Raw genomic sequence first — 17,394 nt, forward strand, 5'->3', positions numbered from 1 at the left:
TGGTTCGTTGCTGGTGTGTGCGATGTGCGTGGCGATGGGAGAGCCAGCAGCGGCGCGGTGGTCGAGGTGGGGCAGTTGTGGGGGAGGAGGAGGGAGCCGGAGTCGGAGCCGTTGCTTGTGGTGGTCAGGGGGGCCGTGCCGCCGCGGAGGAAGACGAAACGGCAGGCGCCCCCCTGCAAGCCGGCCCCTCCCAGGGCCGGTTCGCCGCAAACGTGGCCCCTGTCAAACCCGGTTCGCCCAAGTTCGGCGCCTCCTAAATTCGGTCCACAAACGGTCCCTCTGCGGCATGATGAACCGTGTGGATACCGAGATACTCATCGGCGTCTGGCGGCGCCTTCTTGTTGACCCGCGCAAGTCGTGGGTGCTGTTTGAGAACGGCACCTGTGTGGTGCTCACTGCTCCTGACGGAGATCTTGCCGAGCAGGCCATTGCCCTTCTCGCGGAATTCGGGCCCGTGTATGCGGGAACTCCCGCGGGGGATTTTGGGGTGATCGACGCCAGGGACGTCGACGGGTGGGTGGTCACCGGTCATCACCATGACGTCCTCACCTATGTTGCGCCCGACGAGCCCGGCGGGCAGGACAATCTCGCGGTCGGAATGTGCGGGCGTTCCAAGCGGCACCAGGACGGCACCGAACTGAACGTCGTCCACGTTGAGGACCAGCGCGGCGCCGCCGGGGCCGAGTGAAGGCGCGGCAGGCTTATCGGCGGTGATCGCGGCCGGGTGGCGGTTCCGGGTGGGGCGCCGATTCACAGTGCGCTCGGGGCGCTTTGAGGCGTTCGGGCGGTGGCGATCTTGATGGCGCCGCCCGTTCGTACACTGGCCAGCATGGGGGACCGTACTGCTGGCGAGATCGAGGTGCGGCCGGCGCCCGCCCTGCGGCGGTATGTCGGTTCGTACCTCGGATTTGATCTGCGGCGGTTTCCGGCGGGGGTGCACTGCGGGCCGCCGGGGCGCACGCTCACCGCGGTGATCAGCCTGGCCGATCCCTTGCCGGTGGCCGCGGGCGTGGGCGACGGGGCGCCGGTCGGCCGGTACGGCGGTGTGGCGGGCGGGTTGATGTGTCGCTCCGTCGGGATTCACCACGATGGTCGCCAGCAGGGCGTTCGGGTGTCGCTGACGCCCCTGGGCGCGCGCCGTCTACGGTGTGCCCGCCGCCGCGCTCGCCCACCGGCTCGTGCCGCTCGACGAACTGCTCGGAGCGCTCGGCGGCGAACTCGTCGAGCGGCTTCGCGCGGCGCCGACGTGGGCCGCGCGGTTCGCCGTGCTGGACGAGGTGTTCCTACGGGCCGTCCGCCGCGCCACCGGCGGGGACGGGCCGCCCCGGGTGCGTCCCGAGGTGGCCGAGGCGTGGCGTCGTCTCGTTGCCGCCCGGGGCCGCGTACGGGTGGGGGCCGTCGCCGCGGAGTTGGGCTGGAGCCGGCGGCACCTCGCCGAGCAGTTCCGCGGTGAGGTGGGGCTGACGCCGAAGACCTTCGCCCGCGTCCTGTGCTTCGAGCACGCGCACGACCTGGCGACGGCGCGCGACCCGCTGCCGTGGTCCGAGGTGGCGGCGCGCTCCGGCTACGCCGACCAGGCCCATCTCGTACGGGAATGGCGGGAGTTCACCGGTCGGCCGCCGACGGCCTGGCGTCGCGGCGAGGTCCTGCTCGGAGAGGGGTAGCCGCCGGGCGGGGCGGTCACTGTGGAGCGGCTTCCGTTCCCATTTCTTCAAGACCGCATGGGGGTCGTCCCGTGAAGATCGTCGGCATGAGACTCGTGAACCACACACGCAACGCCATCGACCTGCGGACGACCCCCATCCACCTCGGACTGGGTTCGCGGGCGCGCCCCATCGAGGGTTTCGCCTGGGACCCGGCGGTGCTCCAGTCCTACAGCGCCGCGGTCGCGGCGGACGGCGGCGAGGGCCGGCTGGTGACGATCATCGACGGCGAAGGCCCCGGCGACCACTGGGAACGCCACCCCGCGGGCGACGAACTCGTGGTCTGTCTCAGCGGTTCCGCGACGGTCATCCGCGAGGCGGACGGGGCGTCCGAACGCGTCGTCCTCGGGCCGGGCGAAGCCACCGTCAACCCGGCCGGCGCCTGGCACGCGGTCGACCTGGCGGGGCCGTCGTCCATCCTGACCGTCACCCCCGGCCTCGGCACCGACCACCGCCCGCGGACCGACACCGGCCCGGTCGGGGACGGTGGCGGCGCGTCCGGTCCGCAAGCGCCTTGATGCGAGGTGCCGCGACAATCCGGCGGGTGTCGCCGGCGAGGACCGGGGTGTCGCGGGCGGACGGGGTACGAGGGGCGGGCGTCGGCGTCCTCGCGATGTGGGTTCTGGTGGGGCGGCCGGTCAGCGGAGAATGCGGGCGCGCAGTCGTTCGTTCGGGGTGGCGATGTCCCAGTAGCGGACCGTGCCGCGGGCGGTGCTATACGCGCCGGTGCCGCCGGTGATGGCCATGTCGAGGGAGCTCGCGCCCTTTTCCGCGAGCGATTGCATGGTCAGCGAACCCTGTTCGAGGTTGAGCGTGATCAGGCATTGGGTGGTGCGCTTTTCGCCGGCGATGTGGACGATGTGGCAGGAGCCGCCACCGAGCCCGACCTTGCGGCCTCCTTGGAGTACGCCGCCGGAATACACGCTCGTGTCACCGAGGCTCGGGCCGGCCGGGCCGAGGTCGGTCTCTGCGTACTGGTCGTTCTGGATGGCGAGGTCGAGTATTTCGACCGAGTCGCGCTGCGGGGTGTCGGCGCCCGCACTGCCCAGCGCGAACACGCCGACTGCGGCGGTGACCACGGCCACGGCGGTGAGCCGCAGTAGCGTGCTCCGGCTGGATTTCCCGCCGTGCGGCTGCTTCCCGTTCCGTCCATTCCGTGCCCGTGCGTCGGCGGATTCCATCTCGTTGACGGCCTTTTCGACCATGTCGGGTTCTCCTCCCAGCGGCCTTGGCGGGTGAACGCACTTGACGCTATGGCGCCCGAATCGCCGCGTCCAAGGCCAAAATTGCTATGGCGTCATAGGCGGGGAGGCATGGAGAAAAGGAGGCACAGGGGCGCGCGGAATTCCGTACCGTCCCCTCGCGCGTGCGGCGTCCCACTCCCCGGATGAATGGCTCGATCGGCCTTGACGGGCCGGCCCCCGCCCCATCCATCCCCGTGAACCCACCCACCCCGTGAGCCCGCACGCCCCGCAGCGCGCCGTACCCGCTACTTCAGGAGTTTCGTCACCACGCGGTCCAACGCCTCGATGTCCTCGGTGGGGAGGGCGAGGAGGGCGTCGGGTGGGGTGGCGAGGATGGCGGTGGCGCGGGTGGCCGCCGTGTGGCCGGCTTCGGTGAGGCGGACCAGTTTGGCGCGGCGGTCGACGGGGTGCGTGAGGCGTTCGGCGAGGCCGCGGCGTACCAGGTCGTCGACGATGACGGTGGTGTACGGCGGATCGCTGGCCAGCCGCGCGGCCAGCTCCCGCAGGGTGAGTGGGCCGGGGGCGATGCGGCGCAGGGCGCGGATGCGGCTGAAGCTCATGCCGAGTGCGTCGGCGACCTCCTTGCGGCGGTTGTGCCGGTCCAGGAGCAGGGTGTGCAGCCCTTGCCAGGCGCGCGTGGCGGCCTCGGTCGTGGCGTCGCCGGGGTGCGGGGCGTCGTCTGCGGCGGGGGTGTCGCGCGCGACGGGAGTGGCGTCCGGAGCGGGAGCGGCGTCAGCGGGGGGAGTGCTGTGCGCGGTGGAAGCGGCGTCGGCAGCGGAAGTGCTCCCAGCGGCGGGGGTGGCGTCAGCGGCGAGGGCGTCGTCTGCCTGTTGGTTCGTGTCCTCTGGGCGCGCCATCAGGCCCTCACCGTCGTTCTGGTCTCCTCGGCAGCCAACCGCTTCGCGGTGTGCTGGGCCGTTGACTGAGCCCAGCGGCCAGTGGTGAGGGTACCGATCAGCAGGATCAGCGCGCCGCAGCCGGCGATCAGCCACCAGGCGGTGCGGCCGGTGTGGACGAAGTCCGTGGGGTTGGTGTGGCTGGTGGTTGCCATCAGCGCGCCGATGACCGCGACGCCGAGCGCCTGGCCGAGTTGGCGGGAGGTGGAGGCCACCGCAGCGGCCACACCGGCCTGCGAGCGCGGCATCGCGGATACGGCGGTGTTCGTGATCGGCGCGTTGACCAGGCCGAATCCGATGCCGAAGAGCGCGTACGCGGGGACGAGCACCGCGGTGGAGAGGTGGACGGAGTAGGTGAGGGCCTGGAGGGTGGCGCTCGCCGCGAGGGCGACGCCGGCCGTGGCCAGCGGGACGCGGGGGCCGCGGGCCGCGACGATCCGCCCCGACAGCGGCGCGCTGACCATCGCCATGGCCGCCATCGGCAGCATGAACAGGCCGGCGTGCAGCGCGTCGAGATGGCGCACGTTCTGGAGGTAGAGCGAACTGACGAAGAGGAAGCCGCCGAGCGAGAAGAACGCGGCGACGGCGATCAGGGTCGCCCCGCAGAACGGTACGGACCGGAAGAACCGCAGGTCGATGAGGGGGTCGGTGCGGCGTCGCGCGTACCGCAGGAACGTCAGCAGGGTGCCGGCTGCCGTGGCCGCGCAGGCGATGACCAGCGGTGACGACCAGCCGCGCACCGGCGATTCGATGATCGCGTACGTGGTGGTGGCGAGCAGCACGATGACCAGGACCTGACCGATCGGATCGACGCGGCGCGGGCGTTCGGCGCGGGACTCCGGTACGTACCAGCGGGTGAGGAGCAGTGCGGTCAGGCCGATCGGGGCGTTCAGCCAGAAGATGGCCCGCCAGCCGGCCGTTTCCACCAGCGCGCCGCCGAGGAGCGGGCCCGCGGCCATGCTGATGCCGACGACGCCGCTCCAGATGCCGATGGCGCGGGCGCGCTCGCGGGAGTCGGGGAAGACGTTGCTGACGATGGACATGGCGACGGGGTTGAGCATCGAGCCGCCGATCGCCTGGACCACGCGCGCCGCGATCAGCCAGCCCAGTCCGGGGGCGATGCTGCACAGCACGGAGCCGGTGATGAAGACGGTCAGACCGGTACGGAAGACGCGTCGCCGGCCTATCCGGTCGGCGAGCGAGCCCGCGAACATCAGCAGGCTGGCCAGGACGAGCGTGTAGGCGTCGATCGTCCACTGGAGTCCGGAGACCGAGCTGCCCAGGTCGTGCTGGATGGAGGGGAGGGCGACGTTCAGCGCGGTGGTGTCGAGGCTGACCATCAGCAGGCTGAGGCAGCAGATGGCCAGTACGAGCCAGCGGCGGTGTGGGGCGAGATCGGTCATGGCGGTCCCCGAGATAGTTGAGTCCCTGTAATCATTATGGTGGCATAAATAAATGTTCTCCGTGCGGTGGTACGTGCGGCGGTGCGGCAGTCCGGGGTGTTCGGTGCGGGTGCTGTGTCGGTGGGGCCAGCCCCGGGCCGGGGTCGGAGCCCGGACTGGGGTGGGTGGCTCTGGTGTGAGGGTGGCTGGGGTTGGGCGGGGGCGCTAGTCGGCCTGGCTCAGGTGGGCCTGGCTCGGGTGGGCCCGGCCCGTTGCGTGGAGGGTGTTCCTGCACGTGGGTGTGTGCGGTGGGTGTGTGGCGTGGTGGGGGAGAGTGGGGCTCTGCGGGCGAGAACCGGTCCGGCTGGGGTGGGTCGGGGAGTGGGGTTGGGGGCGGTCGGGCGGGGTGGTGGCGCGCACCGGTGGCTGGCTCGGGGCGGTCACCTGGGGCGGTGGTCGGTGTGGGGCCGCGGTGCGCGGGGCGCGTTCGGGTGCGCTCGTCGTGGTGGGGTCTTTCGATCCGGCCAATGTTGGCCCGGGGCGGGATCGGTCCAGCGGGCGTTCGAGGGGTGCGCGCTAGCATGGAGCGTTTGGTCCGGGCCGCTTCTCCGCAGTGGGACGGGGTGGGCGCTCTGCTAGTGAACGGTGCGACACATCACCTGGTGCGGCCGGCGCCGGCGGACGCGCGCCACGGTACGGAGCCCCGGCGTCCGATGGCCTCGAAGGCGCGCCGCCGCACGGCGGGACCGGCCGGGCGGGTGGCGCCCGCCGTCGGGTCGGACGCCCGGATCGGCCGCCGCGCGCGTACGGGTTCGCTGGCTGTTGCCGCTGTTACCGACGGGCCGCGGGGTCGTGGGAGCGCCGTGCTGCCGGGTTGCGGGCGGCCGGTGGGCGCGGCGCAGGCGGAGTCTCGGCCGGTTGGCCCGCCCCGTTGTCGCGTTCGCCCGCGCCCGTGGCCGCGCCGGGGCCGTTCCGAGCCGTTGCCGCGGCCCTCGCTCGTGCGGCGCGGGGAGCGCGTGACGGGGGACGGCTGTCGCGGGTGGCCCGCTCGTTGGACCCGGGCGCCGACACGGACGATCGGCGCCCCTCGTACTCGTACCCCCTTTCGGATTGTGAGGCCGCGCGATGAGTACCGATGCCGTCACGGCTGCCCCGACGCCCGGGGAGGACGCTGGGCGGTCGCCCGTGGACGGGTTGCTGTCCATGGGGGTCGAAGAAGAGTTCTTCGTGGCCGATGCCCACAGCCATCGGGTCGCGGACAGCGGGCCGTTGCTCGATGCGCTGGGCGGGGACGGCGGCGAGCACTTCAGCGCCGAGATACGCCCGTGCATGATCGAGAGCCGTACCGGGATCTGCTGGAGTCTGGCCGCCCTACGGGCCGAACTGCGGGACCACCGCGAGGCGTTGATCGGCGTCGCGGCCGAGGCGGGGGCCGTTGTCGTCGCTTCGGGCACCTACCCGTCCGCCGACTGGCGACAGGTGGGATTCACCCCGCGGCCCCGGTTCGACCACCTCGTCAACGCCTACGCCCGGCTCGCGGACGAGCTGCTGATCTGCGGCTGCCACGTGCACGTGGGGGTGGAGGACCGGGACACGGCCGTGGAGGTGATGAACCGCGTACGGCCCTGGTTGCCGATCTTGTCGGCACTGTCGGCGAGTTCGCCGTTCTGGGCGGGGGAGGCCACCGGGTACGCGAGTTACCGGAGCACCATCTGGGCGCGGTGGCCGATGGCCGGTACGCCACCCACGCTCGCTTCCTACGCCGATCACCAGAACCGGGTGCGCCGGCTGGTCTCCACCCGGACCAGCGCGGATGCCGGGCAGGTGTTCTGGGACGTACGGCCCGGCACGCACTACCACACGGTGGAGTTCCGGATCGCCGACGCCTGCACCACCATTGACGAGGCCGTCCTTCAGGCGGGACTCTCCCGCGCGCTGGTGCGCCAGAGCCTGCGCGAGATCGCCCGCGGGGCCCCCGCGCCCGTGGCACCCGCCGAACTGCTGCACGCGGCGAAGTGGCGGGCGGCGCGGTACGGGCTGGACGGCAAGCTGATCGACCCGGTGGCGGGGGAGCTGGTGCCGGCGCCAGTGTGCGTCAACCGGCTGCTCGCCCACGTCCGCGAGCCCCTGCTTGAGGCGGGGGACTGGGCGGAGGTCAGCGGCCTGGCGCGGGCGGTGTTGCGCTGGCGCAACTCGGCCGAGCGGCAACGCAGGACCTTTGCCGCCAGCGGTGAACTGAGCGACGTAGTGGCCCAGTTGGTCGCCGAGACGGCGGCGGCCGAACTCCTCGGTTGAGCGGGCGGCCGGCCGGGGCCCGTGCGCCGCGGCTGAGGAGAGTGCTTCGGGGCCGGGGAGCGCTTCGGGGCCGGCCCCGGCGGGTTGCAGCGCCGGGGCCGGCCCACCGTTGTGCGGTGGCGCGTCGAGCGGGCGTCAGATGCCGCAGCGGGACGCGGACCAGAGCTGCGACGGGCTGAACGCGACGTGCGTGTGGTCGCTGTGGTCAGGGTAGCCCGGGCCGAGGATCTGCGAGAAGCCGTGCGTCCTGGCCTGCTGCGCCAAGCGGCAGAAGCTGGGCGAGCCGACCAGGTCGGCGGCGTCGCCGTACAGGTGCCGGCTGGTGGCCGAGCCGCCGACCGCCTTGTTGCAGGCGTACGAGCGGAACCCGCTGGAGATCTGGATCGGCACGTCGCCGAGCTGGTGCCGCATCGCCTCCAGCTTCCACATCGTCTTCAGCGCGTTCGCCTTGGCCGTCGCCGCCGAGACCGCGCCGCCGGACCAGGTGGAGTTGCAGCGGTTCAACTCGCCGTAGGTGAAGTGGATCGGCGTGCAGTCCGCGTCCTGGAGCGCGTAGATCTTGCTGAAGGTCTTCGGGCCGGCCACGCCGTCCGCGCTCAGGCCGTACGCGGCCTGGAACTTCTTCACCGCGGCGGCGGTGCGCGCGCCGTACTGGCCGTCGTACGAAAGCCGCTCGCCCGATGTCACCCAGCCGGCGACGCGGATCTGGAGCTGGGTGACGTCGGCGCCGGAGGAACCCTGCGAGAGGGTGCGGTTCCACGTGTAGCACGAGGCGGCTTGGGCGGTGCCCGACGCGGCGCCGACCCCGATCACCGCGCCGGCCATGACCATGACAAATGAGACAAGCAGGCGCGTGGTGCGCTTGAGCATTCCGGCCTCCCGACCGTCAATCCCTGAGACCCGCAGGGAACTTTTGCCGGCCCGCGTGGGGTGCGATGGCCCGCGCGGCGCCGCAGATGGAGGGGCCGCCGCCGCGTCCGCCACGGTGGCCGCGCCCTAGCCTGTGGCAGGGAGCTACGCGCGTCAACCTCGCGCGGGCCAGGTGGCAAAAGTTCGCCCACTTGTCGTGTGGTCGCCAGGAGTTGGCTGACCGTTCCGTTGCCGGACGGGCGCGGTCGGGGGTGGGTGGGGTGCGTTGGGGTGGGGGGAGTTCATGGCGGGCGTGGGTGCGGGTGGGAGTTGGCGCTGGGTGTGGGTGTGGGTGGGGGCTCGGGTCGTGGTGGGAGTTGGGGGTGCGGGCGGGAGTGCGGGCGTGGGTTGGGGGCGGGATGTCATGGGGGTGGTTGCTCGGGTGGGGGGGGGGGGGGGGGGGGGGCCCGGGCGGGCCCGACCCCGTGTCCGTATCGCGCAGCAGCCAGCAGCGGAAATAGGGACGCTCCTCACGCTACGGCCGACCACTGACAACGGGCTCTGGATCACGGCCCTGCGCGTACCTGCGGTCTCATCTGTCACCCCGTCACCGGCCGTTGCGGTCGGCCGCCACGACCGGCCGCCCACCTCCTGCCCGCTGGCCCCGGCCTCCACCGCGCCGCCGGTGGCCCCGCCTCCGCCCGACTCCGTCCGGCCGCGGCGCAGCCGCCCCCATCAGCCGGGCGCCCGGCCCCGCCCCGTACCCGGGCGGCATCTAGGTGTCGCCCGGGCGCCCGTACGGACTCACGCCCCCGGCGACAGCGGGGTCAGTGCGTCCCGGTGAGCGGCGACGTGGTCGCGGAAGGTGCGGGGTGGGCGGCCGGTGAGGCGGGCGACGGTGTCGGTGACGCGGTCTTCGGCGCCGGCGGCGATGGCGTCGTCGAGGTCTGCGAGGAACGCGGCGTAGGCCGGCGGGAGCTGGGCGGCGTACCGGTCGCGCAGTTCGGGCACGCTGATCGGCGCGTGGCTGATCGGGCGTCCGGCGAACTCGCTCAGGACGGCGGCGGCCTCGGCGTAACTGAGCGCTTCGGGGCCGGTGACGACCAGGTCGGCGGCCGGCGGCGGGTCGGCGGTGAGGGCGTGCACGGCGACCGCCGCGATGTCGTCGGCGTCGACGAAGGCGACCCGGCCGGTGCCGGTCGCGGTGCTGAGCAGGCCGTCGCCGCGCACGCTCGCGGCGTGCGGGTGGCGGCCGGTGAAGTTCTGCATGAACCACGAGGGCCGCACCGCCGCCCAGGTGGCGAAGAGCTCGCCGAGCGCGGCGTGCACCTGGCCGATCGCCGGTCCGCCGGCCGGCACCGCGGACGAGCTGAGCAGCACCGCCCGGCTCACTCCCGCGGCCCGCGCCTGCCGGAGGAAGGGCAGCATCACCGGGAAGGGGTCGGGTTCGCCCGCCGGTGGCACCAGGTAGACGCGTTCGGCCCCGGCCAGGGCGGCGGTGAAGGTGGTGGGGTCGTACCAGTCGAATCGGACGGGCCTGGCGCCGGGCGGCGGCACGTTGCCGTGGGCGGGGGTGGTGCCGTCCGGCGGGGCGGTGGGCCGGTCGGGGCTGGCGTCGTCCGTGGGTGCGGTGGGCCGGGCAGGCGTCGCGCCGTCCGCCGGTCCGGTGGCGCCGCGGCTCGCGGCCGTGACGGGGTAACCGAGCGCCAGCAGCCGCCGGGCGACGCGGCTGCCGGTGGTGCCGGTGGCGCCGGTCACCAGGACGGCGCCCGCGTGGGTGGGGCGAGTGGCGGGGTCGGTGGTGCGGCTGTGCGCCGCGGTGCCCGGCGGGCGCGGCCCGGGGCGGCCTGCGCCGGGGTGGCCTGCGCTGGGGCGGTCGGGGTCGGGGCGGTCGGGGTCGGTCGAGCGCTGGGGATCGGTCATCGGAGGGGCTCCGTCCGATACGATGCGGACCGGTGGTCCGGTTACTGTGGCGGGCTCGAATATATGGACCGGCGGTCCGTTTCGCAACGGGAGGGGCAGTGGTCGTACGCAAGGAGCGCGCGGACGCCGTGCGCAACCGGGAGGCGGTGTTGGCGGCGGCCGGGGAGCTCTTCGCCCGCAGCGCCAGCCCGCGCGGCGTCTCGATGGGCGACGTGGCGGCTGCCGCCGGCGTCGGCAAGGGCACGCTCTTCCGGCGGTTCGGCGACCGGACGGGGCTGATCCACGCCCTGGTGGCGGCCAGGATCGAGCCGCTGCGGCAGGCCGTGCTTGAGGGGCCGCCGCCGCTCGGCCCGGCCGGCGAGCCGCGCGAGCGGGCCGTGGCGCTGCTCGTCGCCGTGGTGGAGGGCAAGTTGGCGCACCGCCACCTGATGCTGGCCCTGGAGGAGCCGGGCAGTACGAGCCCGTACCAGGTCGAGCACTACGCCTGGTGGCACACCACGCTCCGGGACGTCCTGCGTGCCGTCCCCGATCTGCCCGAACCCGACTACGCGGCGCACGCCCTGCTGGCCGCGGTCCGGGCTGACCTGGTGGAACACCTCGTCACGGTGGAGGGGCTGACGCCCGAGCAGATCACGTCCCGGCTGACGGCCTTCGTGCGGCGGGTGCTGGGGTAGGGCGGGGTCTTGTGGGCTGTGGCCTGCGGTTCGGGGTGCGGGCGGCGGGGCGCGGGGAACGCGGCACGCGCGCGTACGCGCGTACGGGAGGCGTCGGGTGCGCGCGTGCGGGGAGGCGTCGGTCCGCGCCCGTACGCGGTGGGGTGCGCGCGCCCGTACGCGGGGGGGGCGTCCGGGCTCAGTCGGAACGGCCGGTGGCCGCCGCGGTGATGCCGAGGCCGATCATCGCGGCGCCGCCCGCGCCGCCGATCAGCGAGAGCCGCCGTTCCGAGCGGGCGAACCAGTCGCGGGCCGCCGCCGCGAGTAGCCCCCACAGGGTGTCCGTGACCAGGCCGATGCCGATCGGGACCAGGCCGAGGAGCAGCATCTGGGCGGGGAGGCCACCGGCGGCGCGGTCGGTGAACTGGGGGAGTACGGCGGCGAAGAAGACGATGCCCTTCGGGTTGGTGACGCCCACCACGATGCCGTCGATGACCGTGCGCAGATCGCCGTGGGCCGCCGGCGTCGGTGCCGTCTCGGTGTGCACGCCGAGTTCGCCGCGGTGCCGGAACGCCTGCACGCCGAGGAAGACGAGGTAGCCGGCGCCCGCCAGCTTCACCGTGACGAAGACCGCGGCCGACTGCTCCACCAGCGAGCCGACGCCGAGCGCGACGGCCACCACCAGGAGGTACGAGCCGATGACGTTGCCGCACACGGTGGCGAGGGCGGTGCGCCGCCCGTGGGCCAGCGCGCGGCCGATCACGAACAGCACGCTCGGCCCGGGCACCGCGGTCACCAGCAACGACATCACCGCAAAGGCGAGCAAACGATCGGTGGACACCATGTCCTCACCCCCTGCCGATCATTGAAGCAGCCGCCCCGCGTCGCGGCGTGCGGCTCGGACGGGCCGCACGGCGGCGCGTAGGGCGGAGCGGCGGCGCGCGGGGCGGGAACGGAGTGGGGCGGGGGTCGGCCGCCGGCCGTTCGGTGGGGCGTGCGCCGGCGCGTTCGATGGCCGGCGTCGGGGGCGGGGCGTGGGTGACCGGAGCGGGATGGGTGGCGCGGGCCGGTGCCAGTCCCCCCGCTGCCGTGCGGCGACCGTCGCCATTCCGTCAGGATTTCCCACGGCATTCTTCCGGCAGCGGCCGTCATTCCCGACGGCCGATGTCAGTGCGGGCCGGTAGCGTGGTGGCACACCGTCGGACGGCGCCGGGCGCGTGGATGCTCGTTGGCGTATAGCGGGAAAGTCGCGGAGGTATGCGGGACGGCCTGACGTGACACCCAGTCAGTATTCGGATGCGCTGTGAACTCTGTTGATGTGTCCTGGAGTTCGCCGCCCGGCGCCGGGCGGGTGACCGATGGCGGGGGATGCACCGCGCTACCGGTGCCATGAATGCCGAGATGGGGGAATACTGTTTCCGTGCGGGGTGTTGCGGCCCGTGGGGCGCAATATCGAGAACCTTTCACCGCTGCTTTAGGGGGGCTTAGGGGGTTGACGCAATCGATGGCAGAACTCTGGACCCAAACGCCGGCTCGGCGGGTCGATGTGCCGCTGTTGCGCTTCCCCCGCCCTCCTGCCCTGATCCGATCTGGCCGCATCTTCGATAATTGACGACCCGTGATAAGCAGGCTGGGGTGTACTGGCCCATTCGGGGCGGTTTTTCGCTTTCCGTGTTGTGTGGGTCGACAACGCCGGTACGGGGGGGCGGGCGCGGGCCTTTGGTGGTGCGCTGCGGTACCGGCCGGGGACCGGTGACGTACTGTCCCCGGGCGGTCCGGGGCAACGTGCGGCCAGGTGGGGACGGTTCGTCGGGCGGGCTGACCGGCCGGCCGCGGGGGCGGCCGGTAGCCGCGCGTCGGGCGGGCTGGGCCCTGGTCAGACGTGGGGGCCGGGCCCGCGTACGGGCGGTCGGAGGTGGTGAATTGCGCGCCGCTCGACGTGCTCGCGCGTCGGATATGCCGCAGTTCGCTGTGCCGATCCTCACACCCGTCGGTGAACTCGGGTGGCAACCGTATGTCCCGCCAATGAACACGGCGTTGACCGGCGCGAAGGAAGATCATGCGGCGGAAAACGCCATGGAATCCGGCAGCCTCGTATGCCATGATTCACCGGCGCGACGCACCGGGCGCGATCCAACTGGTCAGGAAAGTGCCGGGATCGCTGGAGATCGACTCGTCAGCAGGAGACATGGAGGGTCCGCAGATGCGTGTCGCCGCACCGAGCGTGCGCCGTTCTCCATTCTCCCTTTCTCCCTCGCCCGGCGCCGCCAAGTGCCGCCGTGCAGCAGGCCCGTATGCCCCAAAAGGCCCACGCGCCGAACGGTGGCCGACGCGCGCCGTGCAAGGGCCCGGCGGTCGTCTCCGCGAAGCGCCGGCGGCATTTCTGCCAGGCGCCTTGCGACTCTTATGGCAAGGCCGTCCGGGGCAACGGCAAATTCCTGCTAGTGGCCCGATTTCGATTGCCCTCCTGCGGCCGTCACCCCCGCCCCGTACGGTCGGCCCCATGAGCTCCCGGCCAGCCCGCCCGCGGTTAGCGGAACGCACCCCGACGGGGCGCGCGGGCATGATCCGCCCCCCGCGTGCTCCGGGTGGCGAGGCGGCGGCGGAGCGCGCGAAGACGTCCGGCGCCACGGGGCTCAGCGCCGCACCCTCCCTTGCCGCCCGTCGCGCCACCGGGGCCGGGCGGGCGCCGCCGCGCTGAGCCGCGGGGACAGGTCGCCCCGCTCGCCGCAGTCGGAAAGCCATGCGCGATGACAACGCAACCACGGGGGAGAACATGAAGGACGGCGCGCTGCCCAGTACGAGTCCGCTCGATACCGAGGCATCGGCACTGCGCATCGGGGTGCTCGGCCCGATGGAGGTCAGAGAGCGGGGCGAGAACCGCACGCCGTCGGCGCCCATGGCCCGGCGCGCGCTGGCCGTGCTGCTCATCCACGCCAACCGGCTGGTGACCACCTCGGCGCTGATCGAAGAGTTGTGGGAGGACGAACCGCCCCGGCTGGCCCGCAAGACCGTACAGACCTACGTCTACCAACTGCGCCGCGCGCTCCAGAGCGCGTCGGGGCCCACCGACCGGCTGGAGACCTGCCCCAACGGCTACCGGATCAACCTGCTGGTGGACGAGCTCGACCTGTGGGAGTTCGAGCGGCGCGTCACCCAGGCCAGGCGGGCCCTCGGCAAGGGCGACGCGCTGAGCGTGGTGGCCACCTTGCGGTCGGCGCTCGCGCTGTGGCGCGGCGATCCGTTCGCCGGCCTGGAGGCGGGGCCGGTGCTCGCCGCCCGCATCACCCAGATCTCCGAGGCCCGGATCAGCGCGCTCGAACTGCGCATCGAGGCCGAGTTGCAGCTCGGCCGGCACCGCAGCCTGCTGGGCGAACTGCGGCAGCTCACCGCCGCGCACCCGGTGCACGAGGAGTTCACCGCCCAGTTGATGCGCGCCGCCTACCGCGCCGACCAGCGCAGCATGGCGCTCGACGCCTTCACCCGACTGCGCCGCAACCTCGTCGAAGACCTCGGCATCGACCCCTCCGAGCGGCTCCAGAAACTCCAGTGGGACGTGCTCAACGAGACGTTGGAGAGCGACCAGCCGCCGCTGCGGCCCGAGTCCGCCGCGCTCGCCGCGCAGCAGCCACCCGTGGCGGCGCAGCCCGCCCTGGCGCCGCTGGCCGGGACGGGCACCCCCGCCGCGCCGGGCCTGCCCGCCGTACCCGCCCCGCCCACCATGCCCGGCCTGCCCGCCGTACCCGGCGCGCCCGCGACGCCGGGCGCGCCCCTCGTACCGCAGCAGGCCCTGGCGCCCCACACCGTCCCGCCCCACGCCGCCCCGCTCCCGCAGACCCCGGCCGCCAGCCACCGGGCGCCCGCGCAACTGCCGCCCGACACCGCCGACTTCACCGGCCGGCGGGCGGCCATCGCCCGCCTCGACGCACTGGCCAGACCCGACGGTACGGCCCGCACCGCGCCCCGGCTGGTGACCCTGCTCGGCGGCGCCGGCACCGGCAAGACCGCGGTCGCCGTACGCGCCGCGCACGCCCTGCGCGAGCACTTCCCCGACGGGCAGCTCTACGCGCGCCTGCACGACGACGCCGACGCGCCGGTACGGCCCGCCGGCGTGCTGCGCGCCCTGCTGCGCGACCTCGGGCACCCGGTCTCCGACCTGCCAGGGGAAACCGCCGAACTCGCGCGCATCTTCCGCAACTGGAGCGCGGGCCGGCGCCTGCTGGTGCTCCTCGACGACGCCACCTCCGCGGACCAGATCACCCCGCTGCTGCCCGGCGGGCCCGAATGCACCGTGCTGATCACCTCCCGGGTGCGGCTGCCGGGGCTGCCGGGCGCCGCCACCGTCGAAGTCGGCCCGATGGAGACCGACGAGGCGGCCGAACTCTTCGCCGCGCTGGCCGGCCGGGACCGGGTCGGCGCTGACTCCGCCGTCGCCCGCCAGGTGGTGCGGCTGACCGGCAACCTGCCGCTCGCGGTGCGCGCAGCCGGCGAGAAGCTGGCCGCACGGCCCATGTGGTCGGTCACCGACCTCGCCACCAGATTGGCCGAAGAAGACCACCGCATCGCCCAGTTGCGCAGCGGATCGTTCGACGTCGTGGCCCGCCTTGCCGGGGCTTGCGCGCGCCTTGACCAGACCGCGTACCAGGCGCTCGCACTGCTCTCGGCCGCCGGCGGCGAACCCTTCACCATCGCCCGGGCCGCCACCGTGCTCGGGGTGGACACCTGGACCGCGGAAATGCTGGTCGGACAGCTTCTCGACCACTGCGTCGCGGAGCTGTGCCCGGACGGCGCACAGGCCGTCCCGCTGTTCCGCATCCCCGTTCTGACCCGCCTATCGGTGCCCGTGCACGAGCCGGCGACGGCCGCGCTGCACGTGCTTCCCGGGGCGCGGGACCGGGCCGTGGTGGCCGCCGCAGGTACCTCCGCGTAAGTCAACCCCTAACCGTTCGACGGCCCTTTTCCACGCCTTGAACGCGCCTTGGCCGCCGGCCACCAGGATCTTTCCCGGAGCGTTCGAACACCAGCTCCGACGTGCCCGGCCCGCCGGCCGTGCGCAGAACCGCAACGACGCGGCACGCGCACCGGAGTGGGCGGGGCAGAAAAGGGGGTGCCCCATGGGACACAGCGGATGGCCGCTCGTGCCCGCAGGGCTTGACGTGGAGGTCGTCGCAGCGGGCCACGGGGACATCAGTGGATGTCGCTTCGAGGTGCACTGCGTGACCGACGACGCCGTGGACCCCGCGCCCGCCGGGGGCCGTTTCGACGCGTCCCACGGTGGGCGGGAGTCCCACCGCTAGCGGTCCCGCCAGGGCCGAGCGACCCGAGGCGACCTGGGCCCCGCCCGGCACAGCCGCGGCACGGCCCGGGACGCACGGCGCGACCTGACCCACCACACCCGGCGGCCGGTACGGCAGCCGACGTGGCGGGCCCCGCCCTGCGGCGGCCCGGCCCGGCCCCACCGGGCGCACCCCACGCACCCGCGCACTCGTGCACTGACAACAGAGGACGGACCAACATGGCAGATCTGGAGTTCGGGCAACTCGACGTCCGGTACGCCGACCACGAGACCCTGGCGCTCGACGGCGGCGTGGAACTGACGTACGAGGTGCGCGGTGAAGGCCCCGCGGTCACCATGCTCAACAACTTCGCCATGGTCAGCCCGTTCTGGCACGGGTTCACCACCCAGCTCGAAGACGACTTCAAGCTGATCAGCTACGACCTGCGCAACCAGGGCAACTCCAAGCCGGGGCCGGACAAGGTCCGCTTCGTCGACCACGTCGAGGACCTCAAGGCCCTCCTCGACCACCTCGGCGTCGACAAGACGTACCTGATCGGCACCTCCATCTCCACCCTGATCGTGCGCGACTTCGCGCTGAAGTACCCCGAGCGCGTCGCCGGCCTGGTGCTCGTCGGCCCCGCGTTCTCGCCCAACGGCGGGCTGCGCCGCCAACTCGTCACCCGCTCCTGGGTGGCGAGCCTGGACTCCGGCGGCATCCCGCAGTTCTTCAACCACCTGTACGCCATGTCCTTCTGCGACCAGACCATCAACGGCGGCGGGCTGCCCGCCTTCCTGGCGCTGCGCGACAGCTTCGCCTCGCTGTTCACCGTCGAGGGCATCAAGGAGAACTTCCTCGCCTCCCTCGAACTGGACGACAACCCGGAGCTGCTGGGCCAGCTCACCGCGCCGACCCTGCTGATCCTCGGCGACGGCGACTTCTCCTGGAGCGAGTCGGTCGTCGAGGACGCACTGGCCCGCATCCCCAACTCGCGCGCCGTGACCCTGGCCCGCGCCGGTCACGTGCCCTTCTTCGACGACCCGGACGGCTTCCAGAAGGCCACCGGCGCCTTCCTGCGCGAACTGGTGGCGGCCGACCAGCAGGGCTGATTCGCAACCGGCGGGGAGCGGGCCGGCACCCACCGCCCGCCCGGCCGCCCGGCGCGCACCGGGG

General features: G+C 73.2%; 13 protein-coding genes and 1 pseudogene. 8 read left to right on the plus strand and 6 right to left on the minus strand.

All coding sequences use genetic code 11. From position 1 onward, the window contains the following. Window positions 1-286: 286 nt before the first annotated feature. From ACMA1D_RS03385 to ACMA1D_RS03395, 3 genes and pseudogenes are all read left to right on the plus strand, one after another. A complete protein-coding gene (locus ACMA1D_RS03385) occupies window positions 287-688 on the plus strand; it encodes a hypothetical protein (RefSeq protein WP_414722340.1) in 402 nt (133 codons plus the stop codon). A 141-nt stretch (window positions 689-829) separates the two neighbouring features. After that, window positions 830-1,664: pseudogene (locus ACMA1D_RS03390) on the plus strand (helix-turn-helix domain-containing protein). Between the two features lie 86 nt (window positions 1,665-1,750). Then, window positions 1,751-2,221 (plus strand): cupin domain-containing protein, encoded by a 471-nt coding sequence (locus tag ACMA1D_RS03395; protein ID WP_414722341.1) that lies wholly within the window; start codon window positions 1,751-1,753, stop codon window positions 2,219-2,221. A 120-nt stretch (window positions 2,222-2,341) separates the two neighbouring features. Here ACMA1D_RS03395 and ACMA1D_RS03400 read toward each other — a convergent pair whose 3' ends face one another. The 3 genes from ACMA1D_RS03400 to ACMA1D_RS03410 form a co-directional block, all read right to left on the minus strand. Beyond that, window positions 2,342-2,908, minus strand: a complete 567-nt coding sequence (locus ACMA1D_RS03400) for an allene oxide cyclase barrel-like domain-containing protein (protein WP_414722342.1) — start codon at window positions 2,906-2,908, stop codon at window positions 2,342-2,344. Between the two features lie 284 nt (window positions 2,909-3,192). Continuing rightward, window positions 3,193-3,804 (minus strand): MarR family winged helix-turn-helix transcriptional regulator, encoded by a 612-nt coding sequence (locus ACMA1D_RS03405; RefSeq protein WP_414722343.1) that lies wholly within the window; start codon window positions 3,802-3,804, stop codon window positions 3,193-3,195. Next, window positions 3,804-5,246, minus strand: a complete 1,443-nt coding sequence (locus ACMA1D_RS03410) for an MFS transporter (protein ID WP_414722344.1) — start codon at window positions 5,244-5,246, stop codon at window positions 3,804-3,806. The genes ACMA1D_RS03405 and ACMA1D_RS03410 overlap by 1 nt, the downstream gene beginning before the upstream one ends. Before the next feature lie 1,104 nt (window positions 5,247-6,350). On the opposite strand from ACMA1D_RS03410, the gene ACMA1D_RS03415 reads away from it, so the two are divergent. Continuing rightward, entirely contained in the window at window positions 6,351-7,520 is a 1,170-nt protein-coding gene (locus tag ACMA1D_RS03415) for a glutamate--cysteine ligase (RefSeq protein WP_414722345.1), read from the plus strand. 135 nt (window positions 7,521-7,655) lie between these two features. Here the strand turns inward: ACMA1D_RS03415 and ACMA1D_RS03420 are convergent, their stop codons facing one another. Both ACMA1D_RS03420 and ACMA1D_RS03425 read right to left on the minus strand, forming a co-directional pair. After that, complete coding sequence (locus ACMA1D_RS03420; RefSeq protein ID WP_414722346.1) at window positions 7,656-8,390, minus strand: D-Ala-D-Ala carboxypeptidase family metallohydrolase; 735 nt, start codon at window positions 8,388-8,390, stop codon at window positions 7,656-7,658. Window positions 8,391-9,173: 783 nt separating this feature from the next. Next, window positions 9,174-10,130, minus strand: a complete 957-nt coding sequence (locus tag ACMA1D_RS03425; protein WP_414722511.1) for an NAD-dependent epimerase/dehydratase family protein — start codon at window positions 10,128-10,130, stop codon at window positions 9,174-9,176. Window positions 10,131-10,390: 260 nt separating this feature from the next. On the opposite strand from ACMA1D_RS03425, the gene ACMA1D_RS03430 reads away from it, so the two are divergent. After that, entirely contained in the window at window positions 10,391-10,966 is a 576-nt protein-coding gene (locus ACMA1D_RS03430; RefSeq protein WP_414722347.1) for a TetR/AcrR family transcriptional regulator, read from the plus strand. Window positions 10,967-11,144: 178 nt separating this feature from the next. Here the strand turns inward: ACMA1D_RS03430 and ACMA1D_RS03435 are convergent, their stop codons facing one another. Continuing rightward, complete coding sequence (locus tag ACMA1D_RS03435) at window positions 11,145-11,789, minus strand: LysE family translocator (protein ID WP_414722348.1); 645 nt, start codon at window positions 11,787-11,789, stop codon at window positions 11,145-11,147. Window positions 11,790-13,688: 1,899 nt separating this feature from the next. Here ACMA1D_RS03435 and ACMA1D_RS03440 point away from each other — a divergent pair. From ACMA1D_RS03440 to ACMA1D_RS03450, 3 genes are all read left to right on the plus strand, one after another. Continuing rightward, entirely contained in the window at window positions 13,689-15,875 is a 2,187-nt protein-coding gene (locus tag ACMA1D_RS03440; protein WP_414722349.1) for a BTAD domain-containing putative transcriptional regulator, read from the plus strand. A gap of 184 nt (window positions 15,876-16,059) precedes the next feature. Next, complete coding sequence (locus ACMA1D_RS03445) at window positions 16,060-16,242, plus strand: hypothetical protein (protein WP_414722350.1); 183 nt, start codon at window positions 16,060-16,062, stop codon at window positions 16,240-16,242. A gap of 218 nt (window positions 16,243-16,460) precedes the next feature. Next, window positions 16,461-17,330: an alpha/beta fold hydrolase gene (locus ACMA1D_RS03450; RefSeq protein WP_414722351.1), complete on the plus strand. Its 870-nt coding sequence runs from the start codon at window positions 16,461-16,463 to the stop codon at window positions 17,328-17,330. Window positions 17,331-17,394 lie beyond the last annotated feature (64 nt).

Source organism: Streptomyces sp. 796.1 (assembly GCF_047525675.1).
Taxonomy (GTDB): domain Bacteria; phylum Actinomycetota; class Actinomycetes; order Streptomycetales; family Streptomycetaceae; genus Streptomyces.